This window comes from Massilia aurea (assembly GCF_024753205.1).
Classification (GTDB): domain Bacteria; phylum Pseudomonadota; class Gammaproteobacteria; order Burkholderiales; family Burkholderiaceae_D; genus Telluria; species Telluria aurea.
Map to the genome: position 1 here is coordinate 124,214 of NZ_JANUGZ010000007.1, position 13,176 is coordinate 137,389.

13 protein-coding genes and 1 rRNA gene are annotated in these 13,176 nt (G+C 64.2%); 6 read left to right on the top strand and 8 right to left on the bottom strand.

The annotated features are described in order from the left end of the window. Position 1 precedes the first annotated feature (1 nt). Genes NX775_RS22915 through NX775_RS22945 form a run of 7 tightly spaced genes read right to left on the bottom strand, consistent with a single transcriptional unit; the run spans position 2 to position 6,639 of the window. Positions 2–325 (bottom strand): (2Fe-2S) ferredoxin domain-containing protein, encoded by a 324-nt coding sequence (locus NX775_RS22915; RefSeq protein ID WP_183555244.1) that lies wholly within the window; start codon positions 323–325, stop codon positions 2–4. Positions 326–358: 33 nt separating this feature from the next. Continuing rightward, entirely contained in the window at positions 359–1,501 is a 1,143-nt protein-coding gene (locus NX775_RS22920; RefSeq protein WP_258838082.1) for a VanZ family protein, read from the bottom strand. Further along, entirely contained in the window at positions 1,498–2,124 is a 627-nt protein-coding gene (locus NX775_RS22925; protein ID WP_343829164.1) for an ABC-type transport auxiliary lipoprotein family protein, read from the bottom strand. The genes NX775_RS22920 and NX775_RS22925 overlap by 4 nt, the downstream gene beginning before the upstream one ends. Before the next feature lie 8 nt (positions 2,125–2,132). Next, entirely contained in the window at positions 2,133–3,080 is a 948-nt protein-coding gene (locus tag NX775_RS22930; protein WP_258838084.1) for an MlaD family protein, read from the bottom strand. 1 nt (position 3,081) lies between these two features. Beyond that, on the bottom strand, positions 3,082–3,939 hold the full coding sequence (locus tag NX775_RS22935) for an ABC transporter ATP-binding protein (protein WP_183555248.1): 858 nt from the start codon (positions 3,937–3,939) through the stop codon (positions 3,082–3,084). Continuing rightward, on the bottom strand, positions 3,939–5,072 hold the full coding sequence (locus NX775_RS22940) for an MlaE family ABC transporter permease (protein ID WP_258838085.1): 1,134 nt from the start codon (positions 5,070–5,072) through the stop codon (positions 3,939–3,941). Before NX775_RS22940 ends, NX775_RS22935 begins: the two co-directional genes overlap by 1 nt. 52 nt (positions 5,073–5,124) lie before the next feature. Then, positions 5,125–6,639, bottom strand: a complete 1,515-nt coding sequence (locus tag NX775_RS22945) for a B12-binding domain-containing radical SAM protein (protein WP_258838086.1) — start codon at positions 6,637–6,639, stop codon at positions 5,125–5,127. 139 nt (positions 6,640–6,778) lie between these two features. Here NX775_RS22945 and NX775_RS22950 point away from each other — a divergent pair, with 139 nt between their 5' ends. The 5 genes from NX775_RS22950 (at position 6,779) to NX775_RS22970 (ending at position 11,200) form a co-directional block, all read left to right on the top strand. Next, positions 6,779–7,093: a YbjQ family protein gene (locus NX775_RS22950; RefSeq protein WP_258838087.1), complete on the top strand. Its 315-nt coding sequence runs from the start codon at positions 6,779–6,781 to the stop codon at positions 7,091–7,093. After that, positions 7,093–7,557, top strand: coding sequence for a YbjQ family protein (locus NX775_RS22955; RefSeq protein ID WP_258838088.1), 465 nt, complete (start codon positions 7,093–7,095; stop codon positions 7,555–7,557). The genes NX775_RS22950 and NX775_RS22955 overlap by 1 nt, the downstream gene beginning before the upstream one ends. Continuing rightward, a complete protein-coding gene (locus NX775_RS22960) occupies positions 7,554–8,366 on the top strand; it encodes a M48 family metallopeptidase (protein WP_258838089.1) in 813 nt (270 codons plus the stop codon). Before NX775_RS22955 ends, NX775_RS22960 begins: the two co-directional genes overlap by 4 nt. A 107-nt stretch (positions 8,367–8,473) precedes the next feature. Further along, positions 8,474–8,586: ribosomal RNA gene (gene rrf, locus NX775_RS22965) — 5S ribosomal RNA — on the top strand. Between the two features lie 202 nt (positions 8,587–8,788). After that, positions 8,789–11,200, top strand: coding sequence for a penicillin acylase family protein (locus NX775_RS22970; RefSeq protein ID WP_258838090.1), 2,412 nt, complete (start codon positions 8,789–8,791; stop codon positions 11,198–11,200). Here the strand turns inward: NX775_RS22970 and NX775_RS22975 are convergent. Next, a complete protein-coding gene (locus tag NX775_RS22975) occupies positions 11,184–12,059 on the bottom strand; it encodes an aldo/keto reductase family oxidoreductase (RefSeq protein ID WP_258838091.1) in 876 nt (291 codons plus the stop codon). The two genes, NX775_RS22970 and NX775_RS22975, sit on opposite strands and share 17 nt — an antisense overlap. A 97-nt stretch (positions 12,060–12,156) precedes the next feature. On the opposite strand from NX775_RS22975, the gene NX775_RS22980 reads away from it, so the two are divergent. Beyond that, positions 12,157–13,083 carry a LysR substrate-binding domain-containing protein gene (locus NX775_RS22980; protein ID WP_258838092.1) on the top strand — a complete coding sequence of 309 codons (927 nt, stop codon included), beginning with the start codon at positions 12,157–12,159 and terminating at the stop codon, positions 13,081–13,083. Positions 13,084–13,176 lie beyond the last annotated feature (93 nt).

A 13,176-nucleotide genomic window follows, 5' to 3' on the forward strand; every position in this document is an offset into this window, starting at 1 on the left:
GTCAGATCTTGAGACGATCGACGACCTTGCCGCCGACCAGATGGGTATCGATGATGTCGTCGATGTCTTCGTTATCGACGTAGGTGTACCAGACGCCTTCCGGGTACACCACGAGCACGGGGCCTTCTTCGCAGCGGTCGAGGCAACCGGCCTGGTTGATGCGTACCTTGCCTTCGCCGCTCAGGCCGAGTTCCTTGATGCGCTTCTTGGCGTGTTTCTGGGCTTTTTCAGAGCCGCACTTGCCGCAGCTCTGGCGCGCGTCCTTGCCTTCGCGCTCGTTCATGCAGAAAAAGACGTGGTGCTGGTAAAACGGTTGGTCGGTCATGGCGTTCTCGTCGAAAAAGGCAGAAGTATTATCTTACTGGCGATTGAGTTTATGTGACGGCAGCAGCAGGAACCAGAGCGCGAAGAATGGCCAGCTCAGTGACAGGAACCACGCCGCGCCATTGAAGTTCAGGAATTTGCCCTGCACCCAGCCCTGCAGCGTGGACGAGAAATACGGGTTCACCGGGATCGTGTTGACGACCACCAGCGCCAGTATCAGCGTCACCACGGCCAGACGCCGCTGCGCCACCTGCGGCGCAAACACCAGGCCCGAGAGCATGATCATGCCGATCAAAAAGCCCCCTTCGGCGCCCGGCGTGATCCAGACGAACGCGTTATCGGGCCGGAACAGCAGCGAGCTGGCAAACGCCTTGAGCACCAGCGCCGATGCCAGCAAAGCGATCATCAGCCAGAAGCGCGGGGCGCCGCGGCGCACGAGGCACATCAGCGTGAGCGCGGCGCCAGTCATGCCGCAGGCAGTGATGATGGTCTCGGACAGCCAGTACTGCTCGACGCTCATCGTCACGCCGGGGCGCAGCATCGCGACCAGGTCGATGTCGGTATCGAACCACGACGACAGCCAGCCGGAAACGATCGGCAGCACCTGGCCATGGCCGAACAGGTAGCTTTGCGGGTAGATCTGCGCCAGCGGCCACATGGCCACCAGCACCAGCCCCTGGCTCGCATGGGGTGCGAACCAGCGCTGGCGCAGCTTGAACAGGCGGCTGCGATCGAGCAGGCCAGGCGCCCACAGGGCGCCCAGCACGGCGCCGAGCAGCGCGCCGCCCGCATTGGTGACGAAGTCGAGGTTCGACGGCACGCGGCTGGGCAGGAAGTTCTGCACCGTTTCCATCACGCCGGTGGTGAAGATGCCGATCAGCGCTGCCAGCAGCACCGCCCAGACGCCGCGCACGCGGGGATAGAACGACAGCACCAGCAGCATCCCGAACGGGATGTAGCCGACGATATTGACGCCCACGTCGAAGCCCGTGAAGTAACGCTGCTTGACCAGATTCAGGAACGCCAGCGGCGCCACGCCCGTATCGCGCCAGCCGGTGAACGGGAACCAGCTCGCGTAGATGATCAGCAGCAGATACGCCATCAGCGCGGCGCGCACGATCGGCGAGCCGCGCGAGCGCCCGGCCGCGACTTCGGCGGAGATGGCCTCGTCGCTCATTTGCCCTGCAGGTCGAGGGTCGACAGCCAGTTCTTGAGATCGAGCGCGATCCGGTCGGTACCGGCGGCCAGTGCGGCTACGCCGCCGGCGGCGTCCTGACTTGGGGCAGGGGCGTTGTGCGCAAAGCTTTTCTGGGCCACCAGGCGGTGGTCGGCCAGGACCGATGCGCGCAGCAGGATCTGCCCTTCGCTTGCGCTGGCGCTGGAAAACGCGTGCACGAAGTCGTCGACCTCGATGCGCAGAATCGGCACGCGGTTGGCGGCGTCGGTGGCCGACAGCACCGTGACACCGGCCTGCGCCAGGCGCACTTTCAGGCGCCGCGTGATCAGGTCGAGCGGCGTGCCGCTCCAGCGGCTGCCGGCGTAGGTACGGGCCTGCAGCGGATCGGCGTAATTCAGCCGGTAGACCATGCGCTCGTTGTCGAGGACAGCGCCGCCGGTGGCGTCCATCACGACGATCGGGGGCAGCGATGCCGCCGGTTGCGCGGGCGCAGATTGCTGGGCCGATGGCGCGCCGAAGTCATAGATGGTATTGGGCGCGCCCTTGTTGCTGGCGCAGCCGGCCAGCAGCGCGGCGCCAGCAATGGTCACGGCAACGGCGAGGCGGTAGGGGCGGAGATTCACGGTGGTCCTCATTTGGTCGGGGGCGCGAAGCCCGGCTCGCCCGGTCCGGGCGCATCGCCCGGTGTGCCGAACAGGATGCTTTGCGGGCGGTCGGAGAACGAATTCGCGGTGCGGCGCACGGCGCGCAGCGAGGCGCGTGCTTCATCGGTCATCTGTACCACGTGCGGCAGCGTTTCCAGTTCCAGCTCGCTGGTGGCTGCACCGAGCGCGCCGATGGTGCCGTTCAGGCGTTCGATCGGGCCGTCCGGGGCTTGCAGGCGCGTGGCCAGGTTGTCATAGTTGCGCGTCATCGACGTGGCGCTGGTGGCCAGCGTGTCGATCGAGTCCATGCTGCGGTCGACTTTCGTGACCAGTGACGGCAAGCGGTCGAGCACCGGATCGAGGCGCTGCGGGATCGCCGCATACGCCTCGGCGGCGCGGTCCACGCTTTCGAACGCGCCGAGCATCGTGGCGCGGTTCTCGGGACTGAGCAGCTCGTCGAGGCTGGTGGTGATCTGCTCGGCCTTGTCGAGGATTGCCAGGCCGCGGTCCTCGAGCTGGTCGAGCAGGCCGGGACGCAGCGGGATGCGGGCAATGCGCTCGCCGCCGGTGGCCAGGCGCGGCGACCCGGTGCGCTCGTCATTGAGCTGGATGAACGCGATGCCCGTCACGCCCTGGTAGCCAAGCGAGGCATAGGTGGTGCTGGTGATCGGCGAGGCTTCGTCGACCGACAGGCGAATCAGGATCTGGCCGGTGACGCGCGGATCGAAGTCGATGGTGTCGACGCGGCCGATTTCCAGGCCCCGGTAGCGCACCGTGGCTTGCGGGTTCAGGCCGGGGATCGACTGCGTGGTGACGATCTCGTACTGCACCAGTTCAGTCTTGTCGCGGTTGAACCAGAGGCCGATCAGCACCGTCGCCACCAAGAGGGCGATCGTGAAGATGCCGGTCATCAGCGCATGTGACCTGTTTTCCATACTAGTGTGTCTCCGATTCGTTCTGGGCCCGGCGCTCGTCGAGCACTTCCAGTGCCCGCTGGCCGCGTGGGCCCAGGAAAAAGTGTTTGATGAACGGGTGCTCGACCTTGAGCACATCGCACGACGGTCCCACTGCCAGCACGTGTTTTTCGGCCAGCACCGCGATGCGCGAGGACAGCGCGAACAGCGTGTCCAGGTCGTGCGTGACCATCACCACCGTCAGTTTCAATTCGCGGTGCAGCGTCTGGATCAGCGTGACGAAGGCGTCCGAGAGGTCGGGGTCCAGGCCTGCGGTCGGCTCGTCGAGAAACAGCAGCTGCGGCTCGAGCGCCAGTGCACGCGCGAGTGCTGCGCGCTTGACCATGCCGCCGGACAGGTCGGACGGCATCTTGGCCGCGTGTTCCGGCCCCAGGCCCACCATGTCCATCTTGAGCAGCACCGCGTCGCGGATCACGTCCTCGGGCAGCGCATGCAGCTCGCGCATCGGCAGGGCGATGTTGTCGAAGACGTTCAGTGCCGAATACAGCGCCCCCTGCTGGAACAGCATACCCCAATGGTTGCGCATGCGTTGCAGCTGCTCGGGCTTGGCCGCGCTGATGTCTTCGCCGAACACGTGCACGCTGCCCTGCGACGGGCGCTCCAGGCCCAGCATCTGGCGCAGCAGCACGGTCTTGCCGGTGCCCGAGCCGCCGACGATCGACAGGATCTCGCCATCGTAGATTTCGAGGTTCAGGTCCTGGTGCACGACGGTGCGGCCGAAGCGGGTCCACAGGTTGCGGATCTCGACGACGGGTTTGCCCACATCTTCGTCGGGCCGCAGGTTCAGGCGCTGGGGGGATTGTGCTTGGGTGTCGGCCATCAGAATCCCGTGTTGCTGAAGATGATCGCGTAGACCGCGTCGGCCAGGATCACCACCGTGATCGCGGTGACGACCGAGGTCGTGGTGCCGCGCCCGAGGCTTTCGGTATTGGGCTTGATGCGCAGGCCGAAGTGACACGCGATCAGCGCGATCAGCACGCCGAAGGTCGCGCCCTTGAGCAGGCCAATGGTGTAGTTCACGAACGGCACCGCATCGGGCAGCTTCTGCAGGAAGTAGCGGAACGACATGCCCATCTCGATTTTTGCCGACACCATGCCGCCCAGCAGGGCCATCGCATCGGTCCAGACCACCAGCAGCGGCATCGAGATCGCCAGCGCGATCACCTTCGGCAGGATCAGGCGGTAGCCGTGCGAGACGCCCATCACCAGCATCGCATCGAGTTCCTCGGTCACGCGCATGACGCCCAGTTGCGCCGTGATCGACGAGCCGGAGCGGCCCGCGACCAGGATCGCGGCCAGCAGCGGGCCCAGTTCGCGGATCACCGCCATGCCGAGGATGTTGACCAGGTAGGCGTCGCCGCCGAACATGCGCAGCTGCTGCGACGACAGGAACGACAGCACGATCCCGATCAAAAAGCCCACGATCGCCGTGATGCCCAGCGCCTGAAAACCGGAGTGATAGATATTGGCCGAGATTTCGCGCCATGGGCCAGTGGCAGGGCGGCGTGCAAAACGCCACAGGTCCTGGATCACGATACCGATCAGGCCAATGAAGCTGCGCAGGTGCGCGAAGAAGTCGAGCATGCCGGCGCCAAGCTTGATCAGCCAGTCGAAGGGGCTGACGCGCTGGCGCGGCAGGGTGATCTTGCTGGCTGCTTCGATGCGCTTGAACAGGTCTTCCTGGCGCGGGTCGAGCGTGAGGCGCGGTGGGCGCTGCTTGTTCCAGGTATTCCAGAACATCTGGGCGCCGATGTGATCCAGGCTATCGACGCCGGACAGGTCCCAGGTGCAGGCGGATTTGTCTTTCAGGCCCGCGAGCTGGCGCGTGATGCCTTTCAATATACCGTGTTGCGACAGGCCGTGGACTTGCCAGACCCCGCTGGCGATGACAGATTGGCCCGCCCCCTGGCCGGCCTGTTGAATGGTTAATGTTGGCGCATTTTCAATCTGCATTGCGGCAGTGTAAAAGAGAATCGCGCCCGCTGCCACATTGTTGGTTTCGCGATCAGGCCGCGAGGTGGCGCGCCTGGCGTGACGGAGCCACGGCGCGTGCCGTATCCGGGCCCGTGCCCACGACCGCTTGCGGCGTGCGCGCCGGCGCGTCGACCTTGCCGGCGTAGTCGCTGGCGAGCAGGCTGGCCGCTTCATGCGCCGCCATACCGCGCACCTGTAAGTACTCGGCCACCAGCTTGGCCAGGCGATCGAGCGCGATGCGGTGCGTCGCATCGGTGCGCGTGTAGATCCAGTCCGAAAATGCCATGAAGTTGTCGAATGGCGCCTCGCCCAGCAGCACCGGCGTGGTGTTGGCAAAGCGACCCGAGTTGGCCACCAGATCCCAGTAGCGCGCAAAGCGCACCAGGCGCTGCATGGTCGCAAAGTCGATCTTGTCCGTCGCCAGCACGGTGTACGGCGGGTACGGGTCGTACACCATACCGAAGGCTTCGGTGTGGCGGATGATCGGTGTGCCGCGCAGGCGCTTGAGGATGCCGAACTGGATTTCTTCGGCGCCCAGGCCCACCAGCTGGTCGAAGCCGCGCGCGAAGCTGGCCACGTCTTCGCCGGGCAGGCCGGCAATCAGGTCGACGTGCAGGTGGGCGGTGGCATGCTGCGTGAGCCAGCGGATGTTCTCGGCCGCCTTCTCGTTGTTCTGGCGGCGGCTCACCAGCGCCTGCACTTCGGGGTTGAAGCTCTGGATGCCGATCTCGAACTGCAGCGCACCGGCCGGGAACTTGGCGATGGTGTCCTTCAGCGCATCGGGCAGGTGGTCGGGCACCAGCTCGAAGTGGGCGTAGATCGGGTCGTCCGGATACTGCGCGATCTTGTCGAGGAAGAAGTCCATGATGCGCAGGCTCGTCTTGACGTTCAGGTTGAACGTGCGGTCGACGAATTTAAACAGGCGTGCGCCGCGTACGTACATTGCTTCCATCTCGGCCAGGAACGCGTCGAGCGGGAATGGCCAGGCGGTCTTGTCGAGCGACGACAGGCAGAACTCGCACTTGAACGGGCAGCCGCGCGAGGCTTCCACGTACAGGGTGCGGTTGGCGATGTCGTCGTCGTTGTACAGCGCGTAGGGCAGGGCGATGGCGTCCATCGGCGGCTGCACGCCGGCGTGGATTTTCATCAAAGGCTTCGGGCCATTCAAAATCTCGCCGCATAGCTTGGGGAACGTGACGTCGCCCCAGCCGGTGACGACGTAGTCGGCCAGCCCGACGATCTCCTGTTCGCCGGTCTCGTGCGAGACTTCCGGACCGCCCAGGATGATCTTCACGGCGGGCGCGACGCGCTTGAGCATTGCCACCAGGCGCGTGGTTTCTTCGACGTTCCAGATATACACACCGAAGCCGACGATGCGCGGCGCGTGCGCCAGGATGCGCTCGACGAGGTCGGCGGTCTTGGCGCCGGTGACGAATTCCTGGATACGGGTCTGCTCCTGCAGCGGGCCCATATTGGCCAGCAGGTATCGCAGTCCGAGCGAGGCGTGCGTGTAGCGGGCATTCAGGGTGGTGAGCAGGATCGACATGGTGGCGGCAGGAGGAGGGGATTTGAAGGCGGTATTTTACTGTGATGCTGCAGTCATTCGCGCGACTATGCAGTTGACATTGCTTCTAATAAAGATCGGCGCCTACAATCGACGACTCCTTCTTTAGAAAGTGCCTTCCATGTTCATGACCAATATCGAAACCGTTCCGGGCAAGACCATCACGGCGTGCCACGGCGTTGTCTCCGGCAGCTCGGTGCGCTCCAAGCACGTGGGCCGCGACATCATGGCGGGGCTGAAGAACATGGTTGGCGGCGAGCTCAAGGGCTACACCGAGTTGCTGGAAGAATCGCGCGCGCAGGCCACCGAGCGTATGCAGGCGCAAGCCACGCAGATGGGGGCGAACGCCGTCGTCAATGTGCGCTTCTCGACCTCGTCGGTGGCCGCCGGCGCCGCCGAGATCTATGTCTACGGCACCGCGGTGACGGTGGACTGATGGACCTGATTTTCCTGATTGTCTTCTGGACGGTGCCGATTGGATTGGGCTACGTCTTCGGGCGCATGGCCGAAGCCAGGCATTACCGCTCCATCATCGCCAGAGAAAAAACATGGCTGCACTTGCCGGCCACATCGCTCAAGACATTGCTCGGGTCTGCGCCAGTGGCGCGCACCGAGCTGGTCACGGGTAGCGTGGTGGTGGCGGTCGATCACTTCAAGAAAGCGGCGTCGGCGCTGCGCTCGCTGGTGGGCGGGCCGGTGCAGTCGTATGAAACGCTGCTCGATCGCGCCAAGCGTGAAGCGGTGCTGCGCCTGAAGGAAAGCTGCCCGGGCGCCCACGAGATCGTCAACGTGCGCCTCGAAACGATGCCGCTGACCGGCAACCAGCGGCAGATCAATGGCGTCGAGGTCCTGGCCTACGGCACCGCCATCTATTACATGGAACAGAGCACCGCACCATGAAATACCAGGCGTCGCTGCCCGAGCACAACGACAACGTCACGCCCGGCCATCCACTGAAGGATTTTGCGCTGATCCTGGCCGGGCTGTCCGCGGCAGTGATCGTCGGCTATCTGGTGCTGGGCTGGCTGGTCGATGTGGTGGTGGACCGGATGGGGCCGGAGACCGAGGCGCAGCTGACGCAGATGATGGCATGGACGCCGCCAGCGAGCGAGCCGGCGATGCGCACGCGCGAAGCCTGGGCCCAGGATCTCGTCGATGGCATGCGCCGCTGCGCCGGCGTCAGCGGGCCGGTCACCGTGCGTGTGAACCGCTCGGACACGCCCAATGCGATGGTGGCGCCAGGCGGCGTGGTGATCGTGTTCTCGGCGCTGTTCGACAGTGTGCAATCCGAAAACGGCATGGCGTTCGTGCTCGCCCATGAGCTGTCACACATGGCCAACCGCGATCACCTGCGTGCAGTTGGCCGGCGGGTGGTGCTGATTGCCGCTGCCACCGTGCTCACGGGCGACGGTAGCGGGACGGCGGGCGTGCTGGCGCCGGCGCAGCATCTGGGTGAGTCGGGCTATTCGCGGGGCCGCGAAGCCGCTGCGGATGCGAAGGCATTGGCCATCTTGCAATGTCGCTACGGCCATGCTGGCGGCGCCACCGAATTGTTCACCACCTTGCAGCGTGAGGAGGGCAAGACACCGGCCGTGCTGCATTACCTGGCGTCGCATCCGTCGATGGCTGCGCGTATCGATGCCGTGCAGGCGGCGATGCGCCAGGCGGGCTTGCAGGCTGGCCCGGTGCAGGCGTTGCCGCGTTTTTGATGGGGTGTGCGATAAAGCTGGCGGTATCGGAAATTGCTTGTTAGAATGCGAGCCGGAATTCAGGAAGCCTGTTGCCCAGTAGAGGAACAGTTTTCCAGCAAGTTATGCCTGATGACCATAGCAAATCGGTCCCACCCCTTCCCATCCCGAACAGGACCGTGAAACGATTTTGCGACGATGATAGTGCTGCAACCAGTGTGAAAGTAGTTTATCGTCAGGCTAGTTATATAGAGAAAGCCCACCAGGTGTCTGGTGGGCTTTTTTGCTTTGCGGCGTCGTTTTGTCGCGCCGGGTTTGTCGCGTCGATGCCGCATCCATGCGAGAGAAATAGCACGTCGGCACTATTTTAGGGTTAAAGTATTGCAATAGTTTTACTTCGTCATGGTTCGATCGTGCGGCGCCCGCCGCAGAAAGCGTCTCTCATGCAACGTCGTCATCCTGCTGCGTACCGTCGCCTCCTTGTCGTGTCACTCTTGCTGGCGCTGGGCGCCTGTGGTCGGGATCATGATGACGATCCGGCAGTTCAGCCGCCGCCCCCAGCCACCGCCGCCCGCATCAACGTCGACGTTGCCCGCACCGCGCATGGTGTGCCGCATGTGCGGGCCGACGACTTCCGCAGCCTAGGGTATGGATTGGCGTATGCCTATGCCCAGGACAATGTCTGCATGTTCGCCGATGCGGTGCTGACCGTGCGCGGTGAGCGCTCGCTGTTCTTCGGCGCCGACGCGCGGCCACGCCAGCGCACGGGCGACGAGTATGGCGGCGGCAGCGGGTTCATGGACCTGAACAACGAGGACAGCGACTTCTTCTTCAAGGGCTACCTCGACATTGAGCAATTGCGCGCGGGGTATGCCAGCGGCGCGCGTGAGCCACGCGACCTGCTTGAAGGCTATGTCGAAGGCTATAACCGGTACCTGAAGGATGCGGGAAGCAAGTTACCGGCGGCCTGTGCCAACACGAAATGGGTGAGGCCGATTTCGCTCGACGACATGATGCTGGTGGTGGCGGAAAAGGCGCTGCACGCATCGGGCCAGGCCTTTGCCCGCGACTTCGTTGCGGCAGGTCGGGTTCCCGGCGCCACCGTGACGCTGGCCAAGGCGGCGCCGCGCAAGATCGACGCGTCGTCGCTGGTCGCGCAGCTCGATCTGCTCAACCGGCAAGGCTTCGGCAGCAATGCGCTGGCGGTGGGCAAGGACTTGTCCGCCAATGGGCGCGGGCTATTGCTTGGCAACCCGCACTATCCGTGGACCACAACCGACCGCTTCTATCAGGCCCACCTGACCGTGCCGGGGCGCTACGACGCGATGGGCGTGATCATCGGCGGCGTGCCGGCCGTCGTCATCGGTTTCAACCGCGACGTGGCCTGGAGTCACACGGTCACGTTCGCCAATCACTTCACCACGTTCCGGCTGGCGCTGGATCCCGGCGACGCCACTGGCACCACCTATCTGTATGACGGAGCGCGGCGCACGATGACGTCGAAAACGGTGACGGTCGAGGCGCTGCTGCCCGATGGCCTGGTCAGCCGGCGTACCAAAACCTTTTATTTCAGCCATCAGGGCGCCGTCATCAGCCGGCCGGCGGCGGGTCTGACGTGGACCGCTCAGGCTGCCTATGTGCTGGCCGACCCGAACCGCAGCAATACCCGGATGCTCGAGCAGTGGCTGGGCATCGGCACCGCCACCAGTGTGCGCACGCTGAAGGATTCGCTCGACAAGGTGGTGGGGCTGCCATGGGTGAACACGGTGGCGGCCGACCGCGATGGCAATACGCTGTATGCGGACGCCAGTGTCGTGCCGCACATGAATGCGGACAAGTTCGTCAACGGTTGCCTGTTGCTGCAGGCGGCGCTGCTGTTTGACGGGTCAAAGAGCAGCTGCGGCTGGGGGCAGGACGTGGGCGCGCCGGCCGGCATTTACGCGCCGGCCACGGCGCCGTGGATGATGCGCACCGATTACGTCGGCAATTCGAACGACAGTTACTGGCTGACCAATCCGAAGGCGCTGCTCACTGGTCCGGCGCCGCTGGGCTATTCGCCGCTGTACGGGCGCGTGAATGCCGAGCAAAGCCTGCGTACGCGGATCGGGTTCCGCCAGGTCGAGGATCTGCTGCCACAGCGCAACAAGTTGAACCTCGCTGACATGCAGGCGCTGGCGTTCTCGAACCGCGTTTATGCGGCCGAGCTGGTGTTGCCCGAGTTGTTGACCGCCTGCAGCAGCGCGAGCAGCACGCTGATGCAGCAAGCCTGCACGACGCTGCAAGCGTGGGATCGGCGCGCCGATCTCGATAGCCGGGGCGCGGTGCTGTTCCGCGAATTCTGGGCGCTGGCAACGGCGATCCCGAACAAATGGGCGCGGCCGTTCGATCCGGCGGATCCGGTCAATACGCCGGCTAGCGTGGCACCGGCGGCCATGCCCGCCATGCTGGTGGCGCTCAGGACAGCGGCCGACAAGCTGCAGTCGCTCGGCGTGCCGCTTGATGGCCGCTTGGGTGACTATCAGGTCGAGCCACGCAATGGCGTGCGTATTCCACTGCATGGCGGCAATGGGAATCAGGAAGGTACCTATGGGTCACTGACGATGCGCAGTGGCTTGACGGCACAAGGCTATGTCGGCGCGCATTGGGGCCAGAGCTATCTGCAGACCGTGACGTTCGACGAGCAGGGCCCGGTGGCGCAGGCGATGCTGACCTATGGGCAGTCGGTCGATCCCGCCTCGCCGTGGTATGCCGACCAGACGCTGCTGTATTCACGCAAGAGCTGGCCAAGCCTTCCCTTTACGCAAGAGAAGATCAAGGCCGACCCAAGTTACACGACCGTCACGCTGCGGGAGTAGCGATACCGTCCAGCGCCGTCATCGCAGTGTCCGGCAGCACCAGTTGCGCAGCGGCCAGGTTCTCGCGCAAGTGCGCTACGGACGAGGTGCCGGGGATCAGGAGCAGGTTCGGCGCACGACGCAGCAGCCAGGCGATCGCCACCTGCATCGGTGTCGCACCGAGTTGTTGCGCCACGCCGGACAGGGCATCCGACTGTAGTGGCGTGAAGCCGCCTAGCGGGAAGAAGGGCACGTACGGAATCCCTTTCGTGGCCAGCGCATCGATCAGGGCGTCGTCCTGGCGGTGGACGAGGTTGTACATATTCTGCACGCAGGCGATTGGTGCGACGCGCTGGGCGTCTTCTACTTGCTGCGGCGTCACGTTGCTCAGGCCAATATGGCGGATCAGGCCGCGCTGGCGCAGCTCAGCCAGCTTGGTCAGCTGTGCTTCTAACGAACCTTCTGCCGGCTTGAACATGTCGAACATCGCGCGCAGGTTGACCACATCGAGCACATCCAGGCCCAGGTTGCGCAGATTGTCATGCACGGCCTGTTCAAGTTCGGGCGCCGAGAAGGCCGGCAGCCAGCTGGCATCCGGACCGCGGCGCGCCCCGATCTTGGTCACGATCACCAAATCGTTCCGATAAGGATGTAGTGCTTCGCGGATCAATTGATTGGTCACGTGCGGACCGTAAAAATCGGACGTGTCGATGTGGTTCACGCCAAGCTCGACCGCTTCGCGCAGCACGGCGCGGGCAGCTTCTGCATCCTTCGGCGGACCGAACACGTGAGGGCCGGCCAGTTGCATGGCGCCGTAGCCAAGACGGCGTACGGTGCGGTCGCCGAGTGTATAGGTGCCTGCCTGTTCGATGTTGGACATAGTTTTCCTTCTTATGGGTAAGTGGAATCACGATACGACGCATGGGTCTGTGTGACAATCCAGGCAAATCCACACAGGTTGTACGAAAAAACGAACAATGAAAACCGATTTGGGAGAGTTGTCTGCTTTTGTCGCAGTGGCGCGTGCCGGCGGCTTCCGTGAGGCGGCGCGCGCGACGGACGGCAGCGCATCCGGCCTGAGCGAAGCAGTGCGGCGTCTTGAAACGCGGCTCGGCGTGCGTTTGCTCAACCGGACCACGCGCAGCGTGACGCTGACCGAAGCGGGCAGCAGCCTGTTGGCACGGCTCGATCCGGCATTGCAGGAGATCGACGCTGCTTTAGATGTGATCAATGGCTTTCGCGACACGCCGACGGGCCTGTTACGCCTGAACGTGCCGATGAGCGCAGCACGCCTGGTGCTTCCCGCCATCGTGCCACGGTTCCTGGCGCGGTATCCGGAGATCCGCTTGGAGGTGGTCGCGGAGGAGAGCTTCGTGGATGTGCTGGCCGCGGGGTGCGATGCCGGTATCCGGTATGAAGAACGGCTCGAGCAGGACATGATTGCCGTGCCGATCGGGCCGCGCATCCAGCGCATGGCGGCGGCGGCATCACCCGCGTACCTGGCCCGGCATGGCATGCCTGCACATCCGCGTGACTTGCCGCCAGGTGCCTGCATCCGGGCGCGCTTTGCCAGCGGGGCGATGATCCAGTGGGTGTTTGAACGCGATGGAGAGACCATCACCGTTGAACCCAACGGACAATTGTTGGTACAGATCGGCGGCGCGCTGGACCTGTCGATCGATGCGGCCGTGCAGGGGCTGGGTGTGGTGTACCTGTTCGAGGACTGGCTGGCGCCGTATGTCGCGCAAGGCTTGCTCGAACCCGTGCTGCAGCCATGGTGGCCGCAGTTCTCCGGGCCGTTCCTGTATTACCCGGGCCGCAAGCTGGTGCCGGCGCCGCTGCGCGCCTTCGTCGACTTCATCCGCAGCGAGGGTGAAAACGCGCCGGATTTGTCACACAACTGAAAAATAAGCTGTTGACGAAGCTCAGCAGGTCGAGCATAATCTCATTCCTCTGCTGCAGCGAACAAAACGATTCGAAGCAAACGGCAGATGAAG

Coding starts and splice junctions, on each gene's coding strand:
- NX775_RS22960 (WP_258838089.1), top strand. CDS start 7,554: ATGAAATACCAGGCGTCGCTGCCCGAGCACAACGACAACGTCACGCCC.
- NX775_RS22940 (WP_258838085.1), bottom strand. CDS start 5,072: ATGCAGATTGAAAATGCGCCAACATTAACCATTCAACAGGCCGGCCAG.
- NX775_RS22980 (WP_258838092.1), top strand. CDS start 12,157: ATGAAAACCGATTTGGGAGAGTTGTCTGCTTTTGTCGCAGTGGCGCGT.
- NX775_RS22975 (WP_258838091.1), bottom strand. CDS start 12,059: ATGTCCAACATCGAACAGGCAGGCACCTATACACTCGGCGACCGCACC.
- NX775_RS22955 (WP_258838088.1), top strand. CDS start 7,093: ATGGACCTGATTTTCCTGATTGTCTTCTGGACGGTGCCGATTGGATTG.
- NX775_RS22920 (WP_258838082.1), bottom strand. CDS start 1,501: ATGAGCGACGAGGCCATCTCCGCCGAAGTCGCGGCCGGGCGCTCGCGC.
- NX775_RS22935 (WP_183555248.1), bottom strand. CDS start 3,939: ATGGCCGACACCCAAGCACAATCCCCCCAGCGCCTGAACCTGCGGCCC.
- NX775_RS22950 (WP_258838087.1), top strand. CDS start 6,779: ATGTTCATGACCAATATCGAAACCGTTCCGGGCAAGACCATCACGGCG.
- NX775_RS22945 (WP_258838086.1), bottom strand. CDS start 6,639: ATGTCGATCCTGCTCACCACCCTGAATGCCCGCTACACGCACGCCTCG.
- NX775_RS22970 (WP_258838090.1), top strand. CDS start 8,789: ATGCAACGTCGTCATCCTGCTGCGTACCGTCGCCTCCTTGTCGTGTCA.
- NX775_RS22930 (WP_258838084.1), bottom strand. CDS start 3,080: ATGGAAAACAGGTCACATGCGCTGATGACCGGCATCTTCACGATCGCC.
- NX775_RS22915 (WP_183555244.1), bottom strand. CDS start 325: ATGACCGACCAACCGTTTTACCAGCACCACGTCTTTTTCTGCATGAAC.